This window comes from Streptomyces sp. NPDC031474, from assembly GCF_055581185.1.
On sequence record NZ_JBVIJX010000003.1, the window covers coordinates 17,215 to 39,675 of the forward strand.

At 69.6% G+C, this 22,461-nt stretch carries 17 protein-coding genes and 4 pseudogenes; 5 read left to right on the top strand and 16 right to left on the bottom strand.

Going from position 1 to position 22,461, the window contains the following annotated elements; all coding sequences use genetic code 11:
• Positions 1-314 precede the first annotated feature (314 nt).
• The 10 genes from ACZ5SK_RS05730 to ACZ5SK_RS05775 all read right to left on the bottom strand — a co-directional run bounded on the left by ACZ5SK_RS05730 (position 315) and on the right by ACZ5SK_RS05775 (position 10,762).
• A complete protein-coding gene (locus ACZ5SK_RS05730; RefSeq protein ID WP_361710352.1) occupies positions 315-1,514 on the bottom strand; it encodes a cytochrome P450 in 1,200 nt (399 codons plus the stop codon).
• A gap of 28 nt (positions 1,515-1,542) precedes the next feature.
• Complete coding sequence (locus ACZ5SK_RS05735; RefSeq protein ID WP_334581781.1) at positions 1,543-2,769, bottom strand: NAD(P)/FAD-dependent oxidoreductase; 1,227 nt, start codon at positions 2,767-2,769, stop codon at positions 1,543-1,545.
• Positions 2,770-2,785: 16 nt separating this feature from the next.
• Positions 2,786-3,112: a 2Fe-2S iron-sulfur cluster-binding protein gene (locus tag ACZ5SK_RS05740; protein ID WP_334581783.1), complete on the bottom strand. Its 327-nt coding sequence runs from the start codon at positions 3,110-3,112 to the stop codon at positions 2,786-2,788.
• 52 nt (positions 3,113-3,164) lie between these two features.
• Positions 3,165-4,370: a VOC family protein gene (locus tag ACZ5SK_RS05745; RefSeq protein ID WP_334581784.1), complete on the bottom strand. Its 1,206-nt coding sequence runs from the start codon at positions 4,368-4,370 to the stop codon at positions 3,165-3,167.
• Between the two features lie 10 nt (positions 4,371-4,380).
• Positions 4,381-5,391: a fumarylacetoacetate hydrolase family protein gene (locus ACZ5SK_RS05750; RefSeq protein ID WP_361710356.1), complete on the bottom strand. Its 1,011-nt coding sequence runs from the start codon at positions 5,389-5,391 to the stop codon at positions 4,381-4,383.
• Positions 5,392-5,444: 53 nt separating this feature from the next.
• Complete coding sequence (locus ACZ5SK_RS05755; protein WP_334581786.1) at positions 5,445-5,822, bottom strand: nuclear transport factor 2 family protein; 378 nt, start codon at positions 5,820-5,822, stop codon at positions 5,445-5,447.
• Between the two features lie 37 nt (positions 5,823-5,859).
• On the bottom strand, positions 5,860-7,338 hold the full coding sequence (locus ACZ5SK_RS05760; RefSeq protein WP_334581787.1) for an aldehyde dehydrogenase: 1,479 nt from the start codon (positions 7,336-7,338) through the stop codon (positions 5,860-5,862).
• A gap of 172 nt (positions 7,339-7,510) precedes the next feature.
• Positions 7,511-8,329, bottom strand: a complete 819-nt coding sequence (locus ACZ5SK_RS05765) for an HpcH/HpaI aldolase/citrate lyase family protein (protein ID WP_361710360.1) — start codon at positions 8,327-8,329, stop codon at positions 7,511-7,513.
• Positions 8,330-8,344: 15 nt separating this feature from the next.
• Positions 8,345-9,514, bottom strand: coding sequence for a CaiB/BaiF CoA transferase family protein (locus ACZ5SK_RS05770; protein WP_334581789.1), 1,170 nt, complete (start codon positions 9,512-9,514; stop codon positions 8,345-8,347).
• Positions 9,515-9,544: 30 nt separating this feature from the next.
• Positions 9,545-10,762 carry an FAD-dependent oxidoreductase gene (locus ACZ5SK_RS05775; protein ID WP_334581790.1) on the bottom strand — a complete coding sequence of 406 codons (1,218 nt, stop codon included), beginning with the start codon at positions 10,760-10,762 and terminating at the stop codon, positions 9,545-9,547.
• A 168-nt stretch (positions 10,763-10,930) separates the two neighbouring features.
• On the opposite strand from ACZ5SK_RS05775, the gene ACZ5SK_RS05780 reads away from it, so the two are divergent.
• Positions 10,931-11,851 (top strand): LysR family transcriptional regulator, encoded by a 921-nt coding sequence (locus ACZ5SK_RS05780; protein WP_334581791.1) that lies wholly within the window; start codon positions 10,931-10,933, stop codon positions 11,849-11,851.
• A 203-nt stretch (positions 11,852-12,054) separates the two neighbouring features.
• Here ACZ5SK_RS05780 and ACZ5SK_RS05785 read toward each other — a convergent pair whose 3' ends face one another.
• The 4 genes from ACZ5SK_RS05785 to ACZ5SK_RS05800 form a co-directional block, all read right to left on the bottom strand.
• Entirely contained in the window at positions 12,055-14,460 is a 2,406-nt protein-coding gene (locus ACZ5SK_RS05785) for an ATP-binding protein (RefSeq protein WP_334581792.1), read from the bottom strand.
• Between the two features lie 142 nt (positions 14,461-14,602).
• Positions 14,603-15,556 (bottom strand): LysR family transcriptional regulator, encoded by a 954-nt coding sequence (locus ACZ5SK_RS05790; RefSeq protein WP_334581794.1) that lies wholly within the window; start codon positions 15,554-15,556, stop codon positions 14,603-14,605.
• Positions 15,557-16,273: 717 nt separating this feature from the next.
• Positions 16,274-16,426 carry a hypothetical protein gene (locus ACZ5SK_RS05795; protein ID WP_334581795.1) on the bottom strand — a complete coding sequence of 51 codons (153 nt, stop codon included), beginning with the start codon at positions 16,424-16,426 and terminating at the stop codon, positions 16,274-16,276.
• A gap of 238 nt (positions 16,427-16,664) precedes the next feature.
• Positions 16,665-17,246: a helix-turn-helix domain-containing protein gene (locus tag ACZ5SK_RS05800; protein WP_334581796.1), complete on the bottom strand. Its 582-nt coding sequence runs from the start codon at positions 17,244-17,246 to the stop codon at positions 16,665-16,667.
• Here ACZ5SK_RS05800 and ACZ5SK_RS05805 point away from each other — a divergent pair.
• The 3 genes and pseudogenes from ACZ5SK_RS05805 (at position 17,210) to ACZ5SK_RS05815 (ending at position 21,109) form a co-directional block, all read left to right on the top strand.
• Complete coding sequence (locus tag ACZ5SK_RS05805; protein ID WP_443041360.1) at positions 17,210-17,587, top strand: FMN-binding negative transcriptional regulator; 378 nt, start codon at positions 17,210-17,212, stop codon at positions 17,585-17,587. The genes ACZ5SK_RS05800 and ACZ5SK_RS05805 overlap by 37 nt on opposite strands.
• Before the next feature lie 50 nt (positions 17,588-17,637).
• Positions 17,638-18,212 (top strand): annotated as a pseudogene (locus tag ACZ5SK_RS05810) (B3/B4 domain-containing protein).
• Between the two features lie 440 nt (positions 18,213-18,652).
• Positions 18,653-21,109: a SpoIIE family protein phosphatase gene (locus ACZ5SK_RS05815; protein WP_468417131.1), complete on the top strand. Its 2,457-nt coding sequence runs from the start codon at positions 18,653-18,655 to the stop codon at positions 21,107-21,109.
• Between the two features lie 374 nt (positions 21,110-21,483).
• Here the strand turns inward: ACZ5SK_RS05815 and ACZ5SK_RS05820 are convergent.
• Together ACZ5SK_RS05820 and ACZ5SK_RS05825 are read right to left on the bottom strand one after the other, a co-directional pair.
• Positions 21,484-21,942: pseudogene (locus ACZ5SK_RS05820) on the bottom strand (MarR family winged helix-turn-helix transcriptional regulator); the annotation flags it as partial.
• Positions 21,863-22,066 (bottom strand): annotated as a pseudogene (locus ACZ5SK_RS05825) (hypothetical protein); the annotation flags it as partial. The pseudogenes ACZ5SK_RS05825 and ACZ5SK_RS05820, both read right to left, overlap by 80 nt.
• Between ACZ5SK_RS05825 and ribA the strand changes: the two are divergent.
• Positions 22,035-22,452 (top strand): annotated as a pseudogene (gene ribA, locus ACZ5SK_RS05830) (GTP cyclohydrolase II RibA); the annotation flags it as partial. The pseudogenes ACZ5SK_RS05825 and ribA overlap by 32 nt on opposite strands.
• Positions 22,453-22,461 lie beyond the last annotated feature (9 nt).

The window sequence follows — 22,461 nt, forward strand, 5'->3', positions numbered from 1 at the left end:
GGTGCGGTGGGCGTCCACCTCCACAGGGAGACGCGCGGAACGCGTGTGGACGTACGCCGCTGACGCCGCCGAGCGCATCGCCGTGGCCCTCGGCCACTGCCGCACTGGCGGGAGCCCGGCTTCAAGGAGGAGTCCGTCCCCGAGGCGGGCGGCATCATCCTCCGGGCCATCCCGCCATCGAACCCCCGCCCGGTGACCCGAGCCGCCCTCGATGCGCTGCTGCGCTCGGCCTGGGCGGGTGCCCCTGTCCGCCGAGCAGACTGCGCACTAGCGGTGGACGGCGGAGAGACCGCGGTGCCTCCTACTGCACCCGCTCAGTTCCAGGTCACGGGAAGCGCGGTGAGTCCGCGGAAGAACCAGCCGCGCCATGCCTCTTGGCGACCCGGGTCGGTGCGTAGTCCGGGAAGTTCCGTGTACAGCAGTGGTACCGCGATCTCTCCGATGCCGATGCGCGCGGCCCAGTGACCGGCGCACAGGTGCACGCCGCTGCCGAAAGCGAGGTGCGGCTGTCGGGGGCGGGTGATGTCGAACTCATCGGCGCGTGCGAACTCGGCGGGGTCACGATTGGCCGCGCCGACGACAACGCCGATCGGTGCGTGCGCCGGAAGCGTCACATCCCCTAGCACAACCTCACGCGTCGTCACCCGGCGGTACATGCCGATCGGGGACAGCCATCGTACGGTCTCGTCGAACACCGCCGGCCACAGGGCCGGATCGGCGAGCGCCCGCTCGCGTTGGCCTGGATGGCGGCTCAAAGCCCACACCGAGCTCGTGATCGCGTGCTGCGGTTCGTTCATGCCTCCGGAAATGATCAGGTCGATGTTCGCGATGACCTGCGTCAGCGGGAGCTCTGCGTTGGCGAACGCGGACACGATCGTGTCGTCCGGGTGGGACCGGTAGTAAGGGATGAGTTCGTCGAGCAGGGCATCGACCTCCTCGCGGGCCTCGTCGTTGCGCCGCCAGATCTCCGGATCGTCGAAGAGGTTGCCGATGCCCGCGACGAAGGCGTTCGACCAACGCCGCATGTCCTCGATGCCGACGTCTTTGAATCCCAGCAGGTCGATCAGGTTCTGCGAGGCGACGGGGGCGGCGTAGTCGCGGTTGAGCTCGGCCCTATCGGGACCCTGCTCGCGCAGGACGGCGAGGTGAGTGCGAGCGTTGTGTTCGAACACCGGGGCCCAGCGGGCGCGCAGGTTCTTGGGCCGCAGGGTGGGGTTGATCACTCGCCGCTCGGTCGCGTGGTCGGGGTCGTCCTTGCTGAGCATCGGCCGGGCGCCCACCGCCCTGGCCATGGTGCCGCCGTCCCCAGTGGGCTTCGCGCTGTAGGTCTGCTGGTCCCCTTCGATGGCCCGGCACGCCCGGGACGAGGTCACCAGATACAGGTTCAGCGCGGGGACCCACGCCACCGGAGATTCGTCGAGCAAACGGCGGTAGGTGGGGTAGGGATCGGCGGACATCACCACGGGGTCCACCCAGTTCGCGCTGGGCACAGGAGAAGGCGACGTCATTGTCATGGGAGCTCCTCGGAGGAGGTGCGGATACTCAGCGGGCCGCCACTGTCTCCCGGGCGAACTCCTTGAGGCTGAACCCCGGATCGCGCAGTTGTCCGGGTTCTGGTGAGCGGCCGGCCGTCAGCACGCGCCGCGCCGCCACATGGTCAGCGGGACGATTGAGCGATTCGACAGCGACGAGGCGGCCCCGCCGGTAGCAGCAGACCGAGAAACGGCCGGCGTCGGGATCACCGGTCACGACACTCTCGTCATCGGGTCGGCGCACGCCGGCGATCTGCAGCTTCAGCTCACCCTGGTGGCTCCAGAACCAGGGCAGGTCCGCATAGGCATCAGTGCCACCGAGGATCGTCGAGGCGACGTGGAGAGCCTGGTCGGTGGCGTTCTGTACCGACTCCACCCGCATGCGGACACCGGCGTGCACGTTGGGGTGGTTGGCGCAGTCGCCGACGGCGTAGACCGCGGAATCGGCGGTGCGCAGATACTCGTCGACGACGATCCCGTCCGCGACCGGAAGGCCGGCCTGGACGGCGAGTTCGACCCGCGGCACGACGCCGATACCGACGACTACGAGATCAGCCTGGTACCGCACACCCGTGGTGCTGATGGCACCGTTCACGCGACCGCCGTCTCCGGTGAACCGTGCGACCGCCTCACCGAGCCGTAGATCGGTGCCGGCCATCCGGTGTGCGGCCGTGAGGTGGGCCGCCATTTCCGCGGACAGCGCTCGGCCCAGGGGGCGGTCCGCTGCCTCCAGGACGGTGGTCCGAAGCCCCTGCTTGCGGGCCGCCGCGGCGAACTCCAGGCCGATGAACCCGGCGCCGACGACGAGCACTGCCCGGCTCTGGGACAGCGCCGAACGCAGGGTGTCGGCGTCGCCGAGGGTACGCAGCGTGTGGATGCCCGCCAGGTCGGATCCTGGGACGGCGAGCGTGCGGTTGGCCGCCCCAGTGGCCAGCACCAGGACGTCGTAGGGCAACTCGCGGCCGTCGGAAAGCCGGACCGTGCGTGATGGCCGCCCCAGACCGGTGGCGGTGACACCGGTGTGCAGGTCGATCCGGTGGTCGGCGAAGTACTGTCGCGCCCGCAAGTGGGGCGTGGCCGGTGTCCGGGTGGGTGACAGGTACTCCTTGGACAGCGGTGGACGCTGGTAGGGCAGGACGGGCTCGTCGCCGACGAGGGCCACGGGACCGACATGGCCGCCCGCGCGCAACCCATCCGCCACCTGGACGCCGGCATGTCCGGCACCGATGACGACCACGCGGTGGACGGCGGGGTCAGACCTGGGATTCGGGCACATCGACCTCGACCTCCTGTAGATCTGCGCCCAGCGTCAGCTGACACCCCAGGCGGCTGCGTAGCCCGTCGCGCGGGGTGGCCGTGCACTCGAGCATCTCTTCCTCGTCATCACCGATGGGCGGCAACTCGCTCAAGTAGGAGTCGCGAACGAGGACATGGCAGGTCGCACACATCGCCTGCCCCCCGCACTCACCGACGATGCCGGCCACGCCGTTCTCCACTGCCGCGCGCATCAGGCTGACACCAGCGTCCACCTCGACGATGTCCGTCCCGCCTCCGGCATGGTGGAATATGATCTTGGGCAACAGGACCTCTCTCGTGGTGCGTCATGAGCGACGGACGGCACGGCGCCGTCCGTCAGCCGAGCGGTCCCCAGAAGGTCTCGCCGCCGTAGGTGTCGGAGAGCGGTGTCAGCGTCTGTGGCCATACGCCGGCCTGGACCTTCCGGCGCTCGTCCTGCGGTCGCACGCGGCCGTCCCAGCCGACCTGCTCCATGTAGTAGTACAGCTGCATCACGTGCCCGTCCGGGGCGACCGCGTGGATCACGTAGTCGATCCCCGCGTGGATCTCCTGCGGGAGGTCGATGAGCTTGACGCCCTTCTCCTCCAGGAACTCCTTCGCCGCCCGGAGTTGCTCGTAGGAACCGACCTGTACGCCGAAGGCGAGCAAGGTGTTGTCCTCCCGCGCGCCGAGCACGCTGCGCAGTTCCAGTGGGAGGAGCGTCAGGCTGTGATGCTCGGTGTTCGCCCGCAGGAAGAGGACGCGGTGGCCGGCGATCGAGGACTCCTCGCTCTTTTCCAGGCCGAGGCTCTCGGTGTAGAAACGCTCCGCCGCGTCGAGGTCCTCGACGAAGATGCTCACCGGTCCGATCCGCACCGGCTTGAACGGCCGCGCGAGCAGGACGCCACCGACGTCGTACGTCTTGGGCAGCTCATCCACCCAGCGGTGGCCCGACGTCAGATCGATGCCCTCGGTGCGGGCTTCGGTGAGTTCCGTCGACTCCGCTTTGTACGGCAGTTCGGGGTGCTCGTTGAGCCACGGCCACATCACCTCGGGCTTGCTCAGACCGTCCCAGCCGACCTGCTCGATGCCGTACTCGAGCTCGTTGGTGTGGCCCGTCGGGTCCGGGAAGTACGTGTGCCAGTTGGACCCGGGGTCGCGGCCGTAGCGCCCGATCTTCTGCCCGAGCTCGGCGAGCCAGAGCCGCGCCTCGACCACCTCGCGGAGGCTGCCGACCTGCCAGGTGATCTGGTTGACCGTGATGTCGGAACGGGCCGGCGGCTCCCGGTGCTCGACCCACGGGCGCGGCATGAGCACGAAGGTGTGGTGGTCGCTGTTGTGCCGCAGGAAGTAGACGTGCTTGTCGGGGACCGAGTCGAGCCAGGGGCCCGGGTCGTACTTCTGGAGATCGAGCTTGTCGGACTCCGCGAACCCGAGCACGTCCCGGTAGAACCTCGCCGACTCGCCGGTGTCGTCGACGCTGATGCCGAAGTGGTTGAGCCGGCGGATCCTGAAGGGGCGGTCGTACAGGACGCCGCCGACCTCGAACTTCTCCGTGGTCATGGTCGTCTCCTCAGTCCGTCGGCTTGACGACTTCGTTGCGGATGGCCCCGATCAGGGCGGAGGAGACTTCCACGACGTCACCGGACTTGAGGAACAGCGTGTCCGGGAACGACCCGTCGGGCCCCTGCCGGCTGGAGTCGACGGCGGTGCCCTTGGGCGTGCCACTGGCGATCAGGTCGCCGGGCAACAGGGTCGTGTCCCTGGACAGATGCTCGGCGAGCGCGGCGAAGGAGTGGACCATGGAACGCGTGTTGCCGCTCTGGCGCACCTCGCCGTTGACCCGGCATTCGATGGGAATGTCCTGCGGATCGATACCCTCGTCGACGACGATCCAGGGTCCGATCGTCGCGGAGCCGTCGAAGTTCTTCGAGTACATGAAATCGGGGCCGAAGGAGACGTTGTCCCGCACCGACCAGTCGTTGAACAGGGTGTAGCCCCACACATGGGAAGCGAGGTCCTCGCCCTTGACGTCGCGGCCGCCCCTGCCGATCACCACGGCCACCTCCGCCTCGTAGTCCAGCCGCTGGGTGCGTGCCGGATAGCGCAGGGGATCGCCGCTCGCGGAGACGGCGCGGTGGTCCTTCACGAAGAACTTGGGTCCTCCGGCCAGGAGACGGCTGATGGTTTCCTCGGTGTCCGCACCGTGGGAGTTCTCGGCCGCGCTCTGCATGTGGTCGGCGAAGTTGGCAAGAGCGCACAGGACGCGGGACTGTCCCTCTATCGGGGCGTGCAGCCGCACCTCGTCGAGTGCGAACCAGAGCTGCTCGCCTGTCACCCCAGCCACGTCCTGCGCCTGGTCCAGCAGGTACTCCAGTGCGGTCCGCGCACCGTCGAGGGCCCGCGCCCCCTCCTCGATGAACGCGTTGAGCCGAGCGGGGACGGCTACGGCTGCCTCAGCGAGCGGCCGGGCGGCGGGCGAGGTCTCGGCCAGGTACTTCGCGTACGCGGCGTTGATGTCGACGACGGAACCTTCGTGCACCACACCGACCCGCCGGGCGGGGCCGAATACTGCGACCTTCATGGTTCTCCTTGCGAACTGGTGGGGAAAAACGCCCAGTACGGCGGGGCGTCAGGTCACGCCGCGTCGGGGTCGACGCCGACCTTGTCGAAGAGACGTCCGTCGGCGGGGGTGAGGCTGTAAATGGCGAGGCGCTCGATCTTCCCGTCGCGGATGGTGAAGAAGTCGGCGAGTGCCACGGCACTCCCGTTCGCGGTCAGGTCGATCTCCACGGCGACGGTCTCGCCATCGACGACGAACCGTCTGGGGTTCGGCTTCATCGCACCGGGCGCGAGGCCGTTCTCGTACATCCGCCTGATCGCATCGGCACCGGTGAGTGTGCCGGCGGCGTTCTGAAGGACGGCATCCGCGGCGAAGAGTTCGGCGACGGCCTGTGGATCGGCTGCGGTGACTGAGGCGAAGTAGGCGTTGACGACCTCGACAGGGTCCGTCATGACGGCGCGTCCTCTCTCGTGGTTACTGGTGTCCGGCTCATGCCGGGAGGTACTTCGCCGAGGCGTAGACGGACTTGTACTCGAGGTAGGCGTTGATCCCCTCGGGACCGAGTTCGCGGCCGATGCCCGAGTCCTTGTATCCGCCGAACGGCGCGCCGAGGTCGAGGGTGTAGTAGTTGAGCCCGATCGTGCCGGTACGGACGCGGCGTGCCACGGCCAGCGCGCGGTCCTCGTCGGCGCTCCACACGGAGCCGCCCAGACCGTAGTTGCTGTCGTTGGCGATCCGGACCGCGTCATCGTCGTCGTCGAACGGGATGAGCGCCATGACGGGGCCGAACACCTCCTCGCGTGCGAGCCGGTCGCCGTTGTCCACGTCAGCGAAGACAGTGGGTTGCACGAACCATCCCCGGTCCAGGTGATCGGGCCTGCCACCGCCGGTGACGAGTCGGGCGTCCGAGTTCTTGGCGATCTCTATGTGGCCGAGGACTCGCTGCAGGTGTGCGCGGGTGGCCATCGGGCCCATCGTCACCGAGGGGTCGAGGGGGTCTCCGAGCTGGTACGCGTCCGCGAAAGCCGCGACGGCGTCGACGACTTCGTCGTAGCGGGAACGTGCGACGAGGATCCGCGACTGTGTCGTGCAGGTCTGGCTGTTGTTGAGGAAGGACGCGTTGTCGAGGCCCGCGAGCAGTGTCTCGACGTTCCCGTCCTCGAGGAAGATCGCGGCCGACTTGCCGCCCAGTTCGAGGGTGACCCGGCGGATCAGGCGTCCGCACTCCTGGCCGATGGCCCGGCCGGCCGCGGTGGACCCGGTGAAGGCGATCTTGTCGACCAGCGGGTGGGACACGAGCGCGGCGCCGGCGTCACGGTCACCGAGAACGATGTTCAGCACGCCCGCGGGCAGGCCGGCCTCCTGGGCGGCGTCGGCGAAGACGTAGGAGTCGAGCGCAGTCTCCGGCGAGGGCTTCAGGATTACCGTGCAGCCGGCGGCGAGCGCCGGTGCGATCTTGAACATGGCGAGCGCCTGCGGGAAGTTCCACGGTGTGATCGCACCGACCACGCCGACCGGTTCGCGGCGGACGATCGTCGAGCCTGCCAGGCTCGGGCGCGTCTCCTCCAACGGAAGGTTCTCGACGACGTCGGCGTAGATCCGCAGGAGCGCGGCGGGTGCCCCGCCGTTCAGCATCTGCGACGTCCCGATCGGCATTCCGTTCTCGCGGCTCACCAGGGTCGAGGTGTCCCCGGCGCGCTTTTCGAGCGCGTCCGCGAACCCGCGAAGCACCTCGGCTCGTTCGGCCGCGCTGGTGCGTCCCCAGGGGCCCTCGTCCAGTGCGCGCCGGGCGGCGCGGACGGCGGCGTCGATGTCCGCCTCCGCGCCCAGCGCGGCCACGCCGATGCGCTCACCCGTGGCGGCCTCGATCTGCTCCTGCAGGCGGTCGCCGCTCGGGTCGACCCATGCTCCGTCGATGAAGAAGCGCTTGCGGTCGAGGTCGCTGGGGCGCTGGGTGGTGAGGGACATGGCTTCTCCTGCCTGACACAAGACGGACATCGCTTGTAAACAAAGGATGTTGGCCGTAGCCGGAGTTGACGAGGCCGGGAATGTTCGACCGGCGATTCATCTGATGCATGAAGGTGCCCGCGCCGACCCGCGGGCACGGGAAACGGCTCGCGCCGGTACGCGGGTGCGGGTGTCAGCCGGCTCGCTGCAGGATGGCCCTCGCCCGCGCGAGGACCGGGGCGTCCACCATGTGTCCGTCCACACGGGCGACACTGCTCCCGGTGGTGGCTGCGACGACCCTGCGGGCCCACCGGACCGCCTCCTCGTCCGGCCGGAAAGCGGCGTGGGTGACCGCGACCTGCTTGGGGTGTACGAGAAGCTTCGCCGTGAAGCCGATCTCCTTGGCCCGTCTGAGGTCCCCGTCGAGGACGTCGGCGTCGTCCAGCATCGTGGTGACACCGTCGACGGGGCCCGGCAGCGCAGCCGCCCTCGATGCGAGCACCAGTGACGAGCGGGCGTGCAGCATCGCGCTCCACCCGGCGTCGGCGCCCAGGTCGAGTGCGTAGTCGAGGTTCCCGAAGGCCAGACGGGCGACTGCAGGGGTGCGGGCGATGTCATGGACCCGGACCATGCCGACCGCCGACTCGATCAGAGCGATCAGCGGTACGCCGGCCCTCTCGGCGGCAGCCGTCGACGACTTGGGCGAGTCGGCTTTCGGAAGCATGACGGCGATCAGACCGGGGACGCCGGCAAGGGCGTCCAGGTCAGTGCCGTACAGCGAGCTCGACGTGTCGTTGATCCGCACGCATGCACGCCCACCGCGCGAGAGCCACTCGACCGCTGATGCGCGTGCGCTGTCCTTACGGTCTCCCGCGACCGCGTCCTCGAGGTCGATCACCACCAGGTCGGCGCCGGAGTCGACCGCCTTGTCGAAGCGCGCCGGTTGATCGCCGGGCACGAAGAGAAACGACCTCGCCGCCTGTACGGCGTTGTCCCGATGCGTGTGCGGCATGCTGATCACCCGCGCCTAACGGCGGCTGTCCGTGAGCTGCGCCGACGGCAGGGCTCCGAACTCGGCCAGCACGGCATCGGTGTGTTCGCCGACTTCGGGAACCCGGCCCATGACCGGCTTGGCGCCCACGAAAGTCGCCGGCGGAATGAGCGCCCGTAGCGTCCCGGCCGGTGAGTCGTACTCCAGCCAGCGTCCTCGGGCCTTGAGCTGCGGATGATTCGCCAGGCCCGCCATGTCCCTCAGCAGGGCGTTCGCGATGCCCGCGGCCTCGAGCCGCTGCGCGACCTCCTCGGCAGTGCTGTCCCGGAAGGCCCGCTCGATCTCGACCCGCAGCTGTGTGATGTGCTCCACTCGCGAGGAGTTCCGGATGAATCTCGGGTCGGCTGCGAGTGCCGGCTCGCCGAGGATCCGCTCGCAGAAGGTGGCCCATTCGCGCTCGTTCTGGAGTCCCAGGAAGACCTGCTCGCCGTCCCCGCAACAAAACGGCCCGTACGGGGCGATCGCCGCGTGTCGCGCCCCGGTCCGCTCGGGTGGCGTGCCGCCGTACATGGCGTAGTTGAGCGGGTATCCCATCCACTCGGCGAGGGCCTCCAGCATCGAGATCTCGATCGTGACGCCCTCATCGGTCCGCCCCCGCTGGATGAGTGCGGAGAGGATGCCGGTGTACGCGTACATGCCCGAGGCGATGTCCGCGATGGAGATGCCGACCTTGGACGGCTCGTCCTGGGTGCCGGTGACGGAGACCAGGCCCGCCTCGCACTGGACGAGCAGGTCGTACGCCTTCTTGTCGGCATAGGGTCCGTCGCCGCCGTAGCCGGAGATCGAGACGTGGATGAGGCGGGGGTTGACGGCTCGGAGTGCTTCGGCGCCGAGGCCGAGCCGCTCGGCCGCGCCGGGGGCGAGATTCTGGACGAAGACGTCCGCCCGGCTCACCAGGGCGGCAACGGCCGACCTGCCGTGGCCGCTCTTCAGATCGAGCGCCACGGACTCCTTCGACCGGTTGAGCCAGACGAAGTGGCTCGCCAGTCCGCGGACGGTTTCGTCGTAGCCGCGGGCGAAGTCGCCGGCACCGGGTCGCTCGATCTTGATCACTCGGGCTCCGAGATCGGCCAGCTGACGCGTCGCGAACGGCGCGGCGACGGCCTGCTCCAGGGAGACGACGAGGAGTCCGTCGAGGGGGTTCATACGGAATTCCTTCGTTTGTCGTCGGACACGTCAGACTCGGGACTGGGCGGCGAGCAGTGACGGAGTCTCCAACGTCTTCGTGAAATACAGGCGTTCCGCGGCGAACTCGGGGTCGCGGGACATCCGCCGGAACACTTCGAGGTCGTGGTCGAGCTTGACCGGATCGGAGGAGTGGAAAAGCAGTCGCTTGTTCGCGGCGGCCCGCGGGCTCGCCTTCTCCAGGAAGGCGCGGCGACGCAGGTCGGCGTAGACGTCGAGGACTCCCTCGACGGTGCGTTGCTGGAGCACGGCGCCGAGTGCCTCGTTCAAGACGTAGGAGTCGAACAGGCCCATCGTCAGTCCGAGGCCGCCCGTCGGATTGGTGGCGTGCGCCGCGTCGCCGGCCAGCAGTACCCGGCCGGCTCGGTAGGAGGACGCGCTGCGCTGATGCATCCGGTAGGGCGAGAGCGCGACGAGTTCCGTGGCTTGTGCGATGTCGTCCCCGAACACGCCGGCGAGATATGTCGGGAGACGCTCGGCCGCGGACTCCGCGGGCAGTTCGTCGTCCTCCATGTACGTGTAACGCCAGAGTCCGTGGTCACCCGACTCGTCGATCTTGGCGATGATCGCGCCGTAGACGTCGTCGACGTAGAACGTCGACTGCGCCCAGCCCGGCCGGTCGTCGGGGAAGCGCACGTTCGTCGCGACGAACCGCTCGGCCCATGTCATGCCGTCGAAACCGAGCCCGGCCTCGCCGCGGACCCGGGAGCCGGCGCCGTCGGCTCCGACGAGCCACGGGGCGCGCAGAGTCCTGTCGCCGCTCCTGGTGCGAACGGTGACGTCGACGCCGTCGCGGTCCTGGGTGACCGCGGTGACCTCATGGTCCCAGAGCACGCGGGCGTTCTCGAATGTCTCCAGGTGCCGCAGGATCACTTGGGCCAGCGCCCCCTGTCCCAAGTGCAGGTTGTAGGGATGCTGCACCCTGCCCTCGAGCGCGTGCAGCCCGTACCCGATGATCTCGCCGGTCCGGCGCACCCGGTAGGCGTAGTCCTGCTTCAGGAAACCGGCCCGGAGGGCGTCGTCGAGGACACCAAGACGGGCCAGCCCGTCAAGGGTCGCCCAGTGGTAGACCATCGCCCGTGGCGCGTCCTGCAGGGCCGACGCTCGTTCGACCACGGTGACGACGACGCCCCGCTGCGCCAGGCCCAGTGCGGTCAGGAGCCCGGTCGGCCCGGCCCCTGCCACGATCACCTGTTGTTCTTCTCCCACCTGTCCTCCAGCTCTGGAAGCCATCGGCCGATGCGGACCGTGACGGCGTCGGCCGACGCGGACGGCGACGGCCATCGGCCGATGCGAACCGCGACCCTCACGTCACCTTGCTGGAGCGGACGTCATAGGTCCAATGTTGGTGATTCGGTGCCTCGATACACTCCGCGCATGGATCTCCGGAGCATCAGGTACTTCCTCGCCGTGGCCGACGCCGGATCCATCACCGAGGCGGCGAGGGCACTGCACCTCTCACAGCCGCCGCTCAGCACCGCCATGGCGAAGCTCGAGTCGGAACTCGGCGTGACCTTGCTGGACCGGTTGCCGCGCGGCGTCACCCTGACACCGGCCGGTCGTTACCTGCAGGCCGCGGGCCGGCGACTCATCGCCGAGGAGCAGCGGCTGTCCGCGACATTGCGAGCGATGGGTGAAGGGCTCGAAGGGGAACTGAGGGTCGGAGCCGAGCCCATGGGGCTGTGGCGGATCGTGAGCACCCGCGTCGCATCGTTCCTCTCGGCGCACCCTCGGGTGTCGCTCGAACTGATGGACGCACCACCGCGGGTTCAGCTCGAGAATCTCGCCAACGGCTACCTGGACCTCGCCGTGTTTCCCGTACTGCCCCAGGAACCACTGCAGCCCGTCGGCGACGTCACTTTCACTGTCGACGTCGTCGCGACACTTCCCCTGACGCTGATCACGCCGCAGAGTTGGAATCTCGGCGTCTCGGAGCCCCTCCCCCTCGCTTCCTTGAGGGACAAGACGTGGGTTCTGCCGAGAAGGCTGCCGGGTGCCCGAAGCCTCTCGCGGCTCATCGACGACCGCTTCACCTCCGTGGGCGGGAGTCCCACGAAGGTCATCCCCGTCCCGACGGTGCAGACCGCGGTGGCACTGGTCGCGGCCGGTCTCGGCGTCTCGGTGATGAGCGACGAGATGGCCGAGCACCACCCCGGCGTGGACCGGGTCCCCGTCGCCGGGGGCTGGCCCGAGCTGCCACTGGGCCTTGTGCGACGGCAGGACGGGATCGTGACACCCGTCGCCGAGAGGTTCGCCGGGCTGTTCGGAACGGACGAGACCGGCGAGTGGGCCGGCTGAGCCGCCCGTGCGCCTCGACGACGCCGCGCCGGGCAGGCGGGCCAAGGGGCGCACAGAGACCGCAGGCGAGCGGTCGGCTCACGGTGAGAGATCCACTCTGATCGCCGAGGATCTGCTGGTGAGTGATCCTCCCTGCGCCGATGGAAAACGGGCTCCGCGGGTCAGGAGAACCGGCTCTGCGGCTCCTCGCTCGACGCCTCGGCCTACCGCGTTGCCGCCGCCGACTCCGTACCAGGCTCAGCATCCCTCTCCGAGGCGGAAGCACCCGAGGCGTCACCCCTCGCCCCCGAGCGCCTGAGCGCCTGAGCCGCCCATACGCCTGCTTCGGTGCGCGAGCGGAAGCCGAGTTTGCGCAGGATGTGTTCGACGTGGACCTCGACGGTTCTCGGGGAGAGCACGAGCCTTGTGGCAATGGCACGATTGCTGAGGCCCTCCGCGAGCAGTGACGCGACCTCCCTCTCCCTTCGGGTGAGCAGCTCGGACTCCGCCCCCGCGCCCGCCTGGTCCTCGGGTGCCGTGTCCGCGCTGCCCAGTGCCAGGCTCATGCGTCGGCTCGGTTCCAGGCGACGCCCGCTCTCGTGGATGCGCTGGAACACTCCGTCGCCGAGCCGGTCTCGTACGGCGCGCTCGATGGCTTCGTAACGCGAGGCCAGCACGGGCCCGAATGCCTTGAGCCCGGTGTCGAGCAGGGTCCACAACGCCGCGACGACGCCCAGCAGTTCTGCCGCCCGCTTGGGGTCGCGGTTGTCCAGGGCTATGCCGGCCATCAGGTTGATGACGAGCGCTGTGCCGAGGTCGTCCCGGAAGCCGCGTTTGAGCTCCAGACTCTGCTTGGCCAACTCACTCGCCGCTTCCAAGGACTGACGCGTCCAGGCGTCGAACGCCAGCACCCACAGAGCGTAGGAGCGCACCCACGTCTCGCCCAGGCTCTCACTGAGAGTGACGACTTCACGGCAGGCGTCCGACGCCCCCTGATGGTCTCCCCGCGCACTCTTGACCATACCGAGCAGGAACAGGGATATCAGCTGCCCCTCCGCGTCCGACAGGTCGGCGTGACCTCTGCATGCCGTCTCCAGGGCTTCCTGGGCCGCCTCGAGATCCCCTGCGGTCAGCGCTGTCTGTCCTCTCCATGTGGCCGTGTGCGCGGCCAGTCGCGGGTCCTTGGTCGAGCGCGCGATCTCGTCGGCCTCTCTCAGGAACCCTTGGGCCCTGGGCAGTTCCCCGTGCATCGCCATGACCGCCGCCGCTATCCAGAGCGCGTTGCCGCGTTCGACGGACGCGGCCGTGTCCACGGCAAGTGCCCTCTCCAGCCAACGCCGCCCTTCCCGGAGATGGCCGGTGATCCAGTAGAAGCGAAGGCTTGACGCGAGCTCCAACACCTCACGGGAGCGGCCGGGGTCTTGGAAGAGACCGTTGAAAGCCAGCTCGAGGTTACTGAAATCGGATTCCAACCGCTGTCCGGAATCGGCCTGGCCGGGGCCGAAGAAGCCTGTAGCGGTGTGCGTAGCCCACGCCCGGTAGTACTCCACGTGCGCACGTCGAGCGTGGCCGAAGTCCTCACTCCCCCGGGCGCGCTCCAGGGCGAAATCTCGCAGCGTCTCAAGGAGCCGGTAGCGCATGTCGCCCCGTGTCAGCTCCGGGAGGAGGATCGACTTGGAGACCAGGCCGTCGAGCACGTCGAGGAGCCTGGCGCCTTCCAGGGGCGCAAACCCGCCCACAGCTCGGATGGCCGCGATGTCGGGGCTGCCGCTGAAAGCGGCCAGCCTTGCCCAGAGCAGCTGCTCGTCCCGGGAGCAGAGGTCGTAGCTCCACCGCACCAGCGCGTCCAGCGAGTGGTGGTGCGGTGTCGCGGTGGGGTCGCCCCGGTTGAGGAGCGCGAACCGGTCGTTGATGTGGTCCAGCAGCTCCTTGACCGGCAGGGACCGCAGTCGCGCGGCGGCGAGCTCGATGGCCAGCGGCATCCCGTCCAGGCGAGCGACCAGTTTCGCGACCGCCGACGTCTCGTGCTCGGTGATCTCGAACTGATCGTTGACAGCCTTGGCGCGTGCTTCGAGCATGGCCACGGCCGGATAGTCGCGCAGCTCGCCCACGGTGACGTCCCGCTCCTGCGGGGGAACCGGCAGCGGGCGTACGACGATCACACGCTCACCCGTGAGCCTCAGCGGCTCTCTGCTGGTGGTCAACACCCGCAGCTCACCACAGGCGCCGAGGAGTGCGGACACCAGTCGTCGGCATCCGGGGAGGACGTGCTCACAGTTGTCCAGGACCAGGAGCATGGAGCGGCCCGCCACATGACGGCGGAGTTGTTCCTCGGCGTCCATGGTCGGTGCGGCACTCAGCCCGAGGTTCACGGCCACCGTTTCGGCGATGGTGTCCGGGTTCCGTTGAGCACCCAGCTCGACGAACCACGTCCCCTCCGTGAAAGCCCGTTCGAGGGTGGTCGCCATCGCGGCGGCCAAGGACGTCTTGCCCACCCCGCCGGGCCCGGTGAGCGTCACGAGGCGGTGCGAGGAAACCAGCTCACGGGCAGCCGCGAGCTCGCGCTCACGTCCGAACAGATCGGCCGAAGAGGATGCCGACGGTCGATAGGTGGCTGCGTGCCTGCTCATGAGGGTCATTCTGTGCCGCCGTCGCGCACGGGCCAACCCGTCTGCACGCACCGACGGCTGTCTGCCCCTCTGCCGGGCGGGCGGGACGCGAGTGTGGCGGCGGCCACTCACGCCTGCGGCAGTGTCCGCCCGGCCGGTCCGGTCAGGAGGCCCTGGCTGCCGTAAGGGCTCGCCCCACGGTTTCCTCGACTGCCGATCGTCCTGACTGCGACGGAGGCGTCGAACCCCTGGCAACGAACTTCAGAAAGCGCCTCGCGGCCAAGCCGCTCGGCCCGCACCGCCGGGTGACCACGCCGTAGTGCCGGAAGGCCGTCGGGTCACTGAACGGGATGCAGCGGATCACGGGCCCCGTGGCCTGACCCAGCCTTGGTACGGGCACGACAGCCACGCCCATTCCCGCGGCCACCAGAGCGTGGAGGGTGGAGAGCTCGGTCACCTCGATCTCGACACGAGGACTGAACCCCGCTTCACGGCACAGGCGGTCCGTGACGTGACGCAGACCGAACCCGGCCCTGAGTGCGAGCATCGGCTCGTGTGCCAGGTCGGCGATCGCCACATGCTCGCGGCCCTCGAACACGTGGCCCGGCGGAACGGCGAGGCACAGCGGCTCGCGCCCCAGCGGGATCCACTCCAGATCTTCCGCGACCGGTTCTGGGGCCACGAAGCCGATGTCGACGCTCCCCCGGCGTACGTCGTCGATCACGGCGTCACAGGCACCACCGCGCAGCTCGAACGATGTGCTGGGGGCGAGCTTGCGATAGCGGTTCAAGAGGTCGGGCACCAGCCATCCACCGAGCGAATGCAGGAATCCGAGGGAGACCGAGCCTCGCTCCGGATCGACCAGGGTGACGATCCGCTCCTCGCCCTTGTCGATCTCGCTCATGGCCCGCAGGGCGTGGTCCAGGAAGATCTCCCCGTACTTGTTGAGCCGCAGCCCGCTGTGATGACGGTCGAAGAGCTTCACGCCCAGCTTGCGCTCAAGCCGGGCCAGGGCTCTGGAGAGAGTGGGCTGGCTGACGTTCAGACGCAGCGAGGCCTCCGTCATGTGCTCGGTCTCGGCCAGGGTCGTGAACCACTCGAGCTCGCGCAGTTCCATGGTCACCCTCCGCCACCGGCACGTCGGGCTGCCCGCGGCAGTCCCGCGGGTGACGTCCGGCGAAGGACACGTCGATGGCGAAGCGCACCCGGTTTCCCACGGCGTTCGGAGTCCCAACCGATCACTCGGGTCACCTCTTTTCCGCATGAGGGCTGGTAGATGGTGGGTCCACCCTCCGCCTTCCGTCCGCATCCCCACATTCGGAGGAACACGTATCCGCTACGTAGTTCGGAGTGCTACGTGGTCCGCGGCGGTGCCTACGTGTACTGCGGCGGTGCGGCCCGTCGGCCGGGCAGGATGCGAGGCATCCGCCGGACCGTGCCTTCCAGTCCCCTGCAGCTTGTTGCGCCCAGCGATGCATCGCTGGTATCGACCGACCGACGACGGCGTCTCGTCAGGGACGACGCCCACGCAGCTTCCAGGGCGGACGGCGCCGCGATCATCCAGTGGCTCTGCCACGGCGATACGATCACCGCGTCGTAAGGGGCGCCGCTCGTCCGGGACCGGCGGGCCGCGCCTCGGCCGTCATCCCTTCCTCGGCCGGATCGCCGGCCATGGTCCGGCGATCTGCGCGGTCGATCCGTTCGTCGTTCCGTACACGACCAGCACCCGGGTGGGCACCGCCGTGCGGCACTTGTCGCACGGGCTGCGCATGGGAGTCGTCCCATCGGTGGGTGAGCTGGTCCACGACGGCTACGACGCCGTCGATCCGGCGGGTCATCGAGACGGCGACCTCGTGTCGCTCTTGCGCTCCAGCCGGCCGGCCAGGGTGACGACGCTCTCTGTCACACCGACGTCGACGCCGCGCGGGGTCAGCCACAGCGTGCGTTCCAGCACCTCCTCGACCACCTCGTCGCGCCTGCCCCTCACCCCGATACCGGCTCGGCTCCGCGGCTCCGCCGGGGGGTGTTCGGCAGCGACAACCACCGCACGAGTATCGGGACGGGGACCGTCGTCCAGCAGGGACGACATGCCGTGCAGCCGACAGGTGTGCCGGGTGTACGCATCCGCTGCCTCGAACTCGTCGCCAGGCGACCGCCCGCGGTCACCAGCGGTTCTCCCGCCGCTGAGGCGACGGCACCGCCGGAGCTCCCGCCCGCGCCTCGCGTCAGGCCGTGGAAGCGGGACCGGGCGGCAGGTGGACCGTCATGATCAGGCTGCAGGTTTCGGTGCCGGCACCTCGGTAGGTGTGGGGAGCGGCGCCATCGAATGTGGCGGTCTGGCCGGCTCCGACGGGATGCTCCGCGCCGTCGACGATCAGCGTCATCCGGCCCGCGGTGACGCTGACGGTTTCCACGACTCCGGCCTGGTGGGGTGGCTGGGGTATTCCTCGTCCGGTTGCAGTTGCCAGCGCCAGACCTCGACAGGCGGGGCCTGGGGTCGTCAGCATGAGCCGGGCCTCGCTCCCCCGTTCTCCGGTCCACAGGGGGGCCACGGTGTCGGCGGCAACGACGCGGACGCGGTCTTCGAGCGGCCCCTGCATCAGGGCGGACACGGAGATACAGAAGGTGTCGGCGAGTCTCACCAGGGTGGCCAGGTTGGGGTTGCCCTGGGCTTTCTCCAGTGCCACCAGGGCTCCCTTGCTGACCTGGGAGCGTCTGCTGAGCTCCTCCAGGGACAGACCCGCCCGGGTATGGGCCGCACGGACGTTGTGTGCGACCGTCCGCAGGGCCGCGGCTGGCTCGGCCATCTGATCTCCATCCTCAGTTCACCTGCCGCGCCCATGTCGTCGACGACCCCGAGGCCAAGGCAGAGCTGCTGCGCCGCCAGCTCGCCCACTTCCAGCCCGACGGCGACCACCCCCCCACCGCCGTCGACCAGCCGCCCTACGGCCGGATGCTGCCCGGCATCCGCGGCCTGCGCCTGGAGGTCACCGACGTCCAGGCCAAGTTCAAGTACGACGACCACAAGCCCGTCGAGTACCGCACCGCCGTCGCCGATCGCCTCACCGAGCGCCGCCAGGGCCTGGACGTTCCCACCGCGCGCCAGCAGCTCCGCCGCCTGGACCGCATCGGCCCATGGAAGCCCTGACGTCCGCCCCCACCGCCCCCGTACGCACGCAGGAAACGGAAAACCCGCCCATGCCCGCCTTCCGCATCGCCCCCGCCGTCGCAGCGGCCTTCCCCGACACCCTCATCGCCCTGGTCACCGCCACCGGCCTGCGCGGCCGTGGGCCCTGGCCGGCCACCACCACCGCCCTGGAGAACCTGGAGCGGCAGCTCGCCAATGGCACCTGGCAGCCCGCCGACGAGACCGACCCCCGCATCGAGGCCTGGCACACCGCCTACCGTTCCTTCGGCACCAACCCCCGCCGCATCCGACCCAGCGTCGACGCGCTCGGCCGCCGCCTTGCCAAGAAGGGAACGCTGCCGCGCATCAACCCGACCGTCGACTCCTACAACGCCGTCTCCGTCCGGCACGGCCTTCCCTCCGGCGCCTTCGACCTGGACCACGTCACCGGCGACGTCGACATCCGGCGGCGTCCTGACCCGCCACTGGAACCACCGCCCACCGCACCCGCGTCACCGAGAACTCCACCCGCGACGGCGACCTCCTCAAGGTCGCGGCGGAGGAACTGCAGGGCCTGCTTGCCCCGCACACCGCACAGATGGCCGTGTACTACCTCAGCCCGGCGCAACCCCAGGCCACCACCTGAGCCGCCCCCTTGCCCTCATCACCGACGCCACGAGCGGAGCCCACAGCACGGCGGGGGAAACAGGCTGACCGCTCCTGCTCCCCGTGGTCACGGGTCCGGTCGAGCACGACCGGCGCGGTGCGTGAGCGGCACTTCGCGGGCCGGCCTGATCGGCGGAACACCGCCGGCCCGCGCCTTCGGCGGGTACTCGGGCACCTTGCCGTGTGTCGGGCCCTCGCCGCTTACCCGGTCGGCCGCCGCGGGTGGCACGACGACCGTGACGCCGGGCCCCGGCCGATCGGCGACAAGCCTTCCGCCTGCCGTCACCGACCCCACGAAGCACTGGCGGATGTCATTGCGGTGGGGCGAGCAATAATGGAGACACGGGGGTGGACGGCACAGGCGCGGTGCGGTGCCGGCCAAGCGGGAGTGCCCGAGCCCCCGGCAGAAACGAGACAGCGATGGAACAGCGACGGACCCCCATCGCCGAGCGCACGGGCCTGCCCGGCGACGTTGTCGACGACGGTGGCTCGGCGTGGGCTGTCGTGGATCGGTGGGGCACCGTGACGGGATGGAGCGAGGGCGCCCGGAAGTTGCTGGGCTACCTGCCGGACGAGATCGTCGGCACGCCCGCCGCCCGCCTGCTCGATGAACAACTCCCCTCTGAGGCGCTGCGCAGGATCCAGGCCCCGTGGAGATGGAGCGGCCGGCTGCGGCTGCGGCACCGGGACGGGCACCGGGTGGAGGCCGGTGTGCTCACCCACCGTCGGACGGTGACGGATACGAGCCCGGACTGGCTTGTGATCTGTTCCCTCGCCGGGGCCGCGACCCCGCAGGACAAGCCACTCATGGGGTGGATGCTCGAGCAGTCGCCCAGCTGGGGGACGCTTGTGTTCGACAGGCGTCTGCGGCTGCGCCGGGCCAACAGCTACGCGGAGAACGCGCTGGGTCTCACCGAGGCCGAGATGCGCGGGCTGCGGTTCTCGGAGTTCGACCAGCACCCGGTAGCCGCACAGTTGGAGCGAGCCGTGCGCCGGGCGCTGCAAAGCGATGAGCCGCAGCACCTGGAGACCTACGCGAAGACGCCCGGCGAAACCCGGGAGCATGCCTGGTCGCACGTCGCGTACCCGGTGCTGGACGACGGCGGCGCCGTGTGCGGCGTGGCGCTGGCGACCGACGACATCACCGAGGAGTACTGGGCGCGCAAGCGGTTGCAACTGCTCAACGACGCCACCGCCCGGATCAGCAGCAGCCTCGACGTGGCGCGCACCGCCCATGAGCTGGCTGGAGTGGCCGTGCCGGAGTTCGCCGACTTCGCCATCGTCGATCTGCTCCCCGATTCCGCCCCCGGCCCGGTGCCCGGATCCGAACGACCGGGCGCTGTCCGCCTGCGCCGTGTGGCCCACCAGTCCGTATTCCCGGGCACTCCTGAGGCGGTCGTCCCCCTAGGCGAGGTGGACGTCTACGCCGCCGATTCCCCGACTGCCCAGTGCCTAGCCACCGGCCGGGCCGTGCTCCACAAGAAGTACGACCCGTCGAACGCCGACTGGTCGGTGGGGCACCCGGGACGGGAAGCCGCGATCCGCGCGTTCGGAATGCACTCCGTCATGGCCGTCCCTCTGCGTGCTCGCGGCACCTACTTCGGCATCGCCGTCTTCATCCGCCACCAACGGCAGGAGGCCTTCAGCGAGGGCGATCTGCTGCTGGCCGAAGAGATCACCGGCCGGGCCGCCGTGTTCATCGACAACGCCCGCCGGTACACCCACGAGCGCGACACCGCGACAGCGCTGCAGAAGACCCTGCTGCCGCAGCAGCTGCCGCGGCAGCAAGCCGTGGAGGTCGCCTCCCGGTACCTGCCGGCCAGCGCGCTCGCCGGAGTGGGCGGCGACTGGTTCGACGTCATCCCGCTGTCCAGCGCACGGGTCGCCTTGGTCGTCGGCGACGTGGTCGGGCACGGCATCCAGGCGGCGGCCGCCATGGGGCGGCTGCGCACCGCGGTGCGCACCCTGGCCGACGTCGACCTGTCACCTGACGAACTGCTCACCCACCTCGACGATCTGGTCGTCCGGCTGGCGGCGGACGCAGCCACCGGCGGCACGTCGCCGGCCGACCAGGCCGCCGAGACCGCCGGGGGGTTCGGCGCCACCTGCCTGTACGCCGTCTACGACCCGGTCTCCCAGACATGCACACTGGCCAGCGCCGGTCACCCCATGCCCGCCCTGGTCACCCCCGAGGGCACCGTGCGTTTCCTCGACGCGCCCGTCGGCCCTCCGCTGGGCCTCGGCGGCCTGCCGTTCGAGGCCACGAAGGCCGCACTGCCCGAGGGGAGCATCCTCGCCCTCTACACCGACGGCCTGATCGAGTCCCGCCACCTGGACATCGACCAGGGGCTGGAACGGCTTCGCACAGCACTCGCCCATCCCGCCGCCGACCTGGACGTCCTCTGCGACACAGTGATCGGCACGTTGCCACCCGAGGAGCGCACCGACGACATCGCCCTGCTCGTCGCCCGCACCCACACGCTCGACGCCCGGCACGTCGCCTCCTGGGACCTGCCCGCCGATCCGGCCGTCGTGGCCCGGGCCCGCAAGCTCGTCACAGCCCAGCTCGAGGCCTGGGACCTGGCGGAGGCATCTTTCGTCACCGAACTGGTGATCAGCGAACTGGTCACCAACGCCATCCGCCACGCCGCGCCACCCATCCAGCTACGGCTGATTCACGACCGTCACCTCATCTGCGAGGTCTCCGACGCCAGCAACACCGCCCCCCATCTGCGCCGGGCCCACACCTACGATGAGGGCGGCCGCGGCCTGCTGCTGGTGGCCCAGCTGACCCTCGGCTGGGGCACCCGCCACTCCGACACCGGCAAAACCATCTGGGCGGAACAGGCCCTCGACGGACTCGAGCCCGGCATCTGAGGCTTTGCCCCACGCATCGCCCAGGGAGATTCGGCCCGCACGTTCCATGCCAGGGTCGCCGCGCCCGGGTGCGCTGCACACGGTGAGGCGCCGTCACGCGCCGAGGCCGGCAGGGGCCTCGGCGCCGGACCCGGCATTCGCGCATGCGGTCCCGTCGTCCGCGGCACACGTTGTGCCGGGGCCGGCGGCCATACGGCGGTTCGCCTCGCCGAGGCCGTCGGCGAGCGCCGTACCTGGTCGGGCGTGAGCACGTCGATGAACAGTTCCCTGACGGTCTCCACATGGCCGGGCGCCGCCCGCTCCAGCAGAGCCATGCCCTCCTCGGTGAGTACGGCGAAGACCGCACGATCGTCAGAGGGACAGGAGCGCCGGCGCACCAGCCCGGCCTTCTCCATCTGCTCGATCTGATAGGTCAGCCCGCTCTTGGAGTTGACCAGGACGCCGGCCAGTTCAGCCATCCGCATCTCCCGGCCGGCGGCCCCACTGAGCCGGGCGAGGATCTCGTACTGCAGGCCGGACAGGCCGAAATCACGCTTGAGCTGCTGCTCCAGCCGTCGGTACAGCAACGCGTGAGCGGTGGTGAAGGCCGTCCAGGCACGCTTCTCCTCGTCATTCAGCCAACGCGTATGGCCCATGCCACACCCCTCCAGGTTGTTCAAATTAGAACTCCATCCTATCGTGAGTGCTGCGTTCAAATTTGAACCATGTGACGTCAAGGGAGAGGCCATGACCACCAGCACCGCCGCAGCCACCGTCCGCGGTGAGGCATTCGGAGTGCAGACGCACCAGCGAGGTGGCAGCGGTGGCGGGGTCGCCCAGGACCAGGGCGACATGCTCGGCGCCGTCGGCCAGGCCGTGGAACGTGATCACCTCGGCGGTCACCTGGTAGCCGTCCGGGAAACTCAGCGGGACGCTGACCCGGCTGGGCCCCCAGCTGCGCGAAGCCACCGAACGCATCGCCGCCACCGGCGGCGTCCTGCTCTACCTCCGCCAGGAAGGCCGCGGCATCGGGCTCTACAACAAGCTCGACGCCTACGCCCTGCAGGACCGCGGGCCTGGACACCTACGAGGCCAACAGCGCCCTCGGCCTCCCCGAGGACGCGCGCGACTACACGGCCGCCGCCCAGATACTCACGGCCCTGGGCGTCACCGAGCTGAACCTGCTCACCAACAACCCCGACAAGGCGCGCCAGTTGCGCGACCTCGGCGTCTCGGTCACCCGAGCGGTCCCCACCGGCGTGCACACCACGCCCAGCAACCTGCGTTACCTGCAAGCCAAGGTCCAGCACACCCACCACACCATCGCCCTCGCCCCGATGGCGATGGCGAGCCTGGTCGGCTGATGTCCGCAA

Coding starts and splice junctions, on each gene's coding strand:
- ACZ5SK_RS05730 (WP_361710352.1), bottom strand. CDS start 1,514: ATGACAATGACGTCGCCTTCTCCTGTGCCCAGCGCGAACTGGGTGGAC.
- ACZ5SK_RS05745 (WP_334581784.1), bottom strand. CDS start 4,370: ATGACCACGGAGAAGTTCGAGGTCGGCGGCGTCCTGTACGACCGCCCC.
- ACZ5SK_RS05750 (WP_361710356.1), bottom strand. CDS start 5,391: ATGAAGGTCGCAGTATTCGGCCCCGCCCGGCGGGTCGGTGTGGTGCAC.
- ACZ5SK_RS05755 (WP_334581786.1), bottom strand. CDS start 5,822: ATGACGGACCCTGTCGAGGTCGTCAACGCCTACTTCGCCTCAGTCACC.
- ACZ5SK_RS05760 (WP_334581787.1), bottom strand. CDS start 7,338: ATGTCCCTCACCACCCAGCGCCCCAGCGACCTCGACCGCAAGCGCTTC.
- ACZ5SK_RS05765 (WP_361710360.1), bottom strand. CDS start 8,329: ATGCCGCACACGCATCGGGACAACGCCGTACAGGCGGCGAGGTCGTTT.
- ACZ5SK_RS05770 (WP_334581789.1), bottom strand. CDS start 9,514: ATGAACCCCCTCGACGGACTCCTCGTCGTCTCCCTGGAGCAGGCCGTC.
- ACZ5SK_RS05780 (WP_334581791.1), top strand. CDS start 10,931: ATGGATCTCCGGAGCATCAGGTACTTCCTCGCCGTGGCCGACGCCGGA.
- ACZ5SK_RS05785 (WP_334581792.1), bottom strand. CDS start 14,460: ATGAGCAGGCACGCAGCCACCTATCGACCGTCGGCATCCTCTTCGGCC.
- ACZ5SK_RS05790 (WP_334581794.1), bottom strand. CDS start 15,556: ATGGAACTGCGCGAGCTCGAGTGGTTCACGACCCTGGCCGAGACCGAG.
- ACZ5SK_RS05800 (WP_334581796.1), bottom strand. CDS start 17,246: ATGGCCGAGCCAGCCGCGGCCCTGCGGACGGTCGCACACAACGTCCGT.
- ACZ5SK_RS05815 (WP_468417131.1), top strand. CDS start 18,653: ATGGAACAGCGACGGACCCCCATCGCCGAGCGCACGGGCCTGCCCGGC.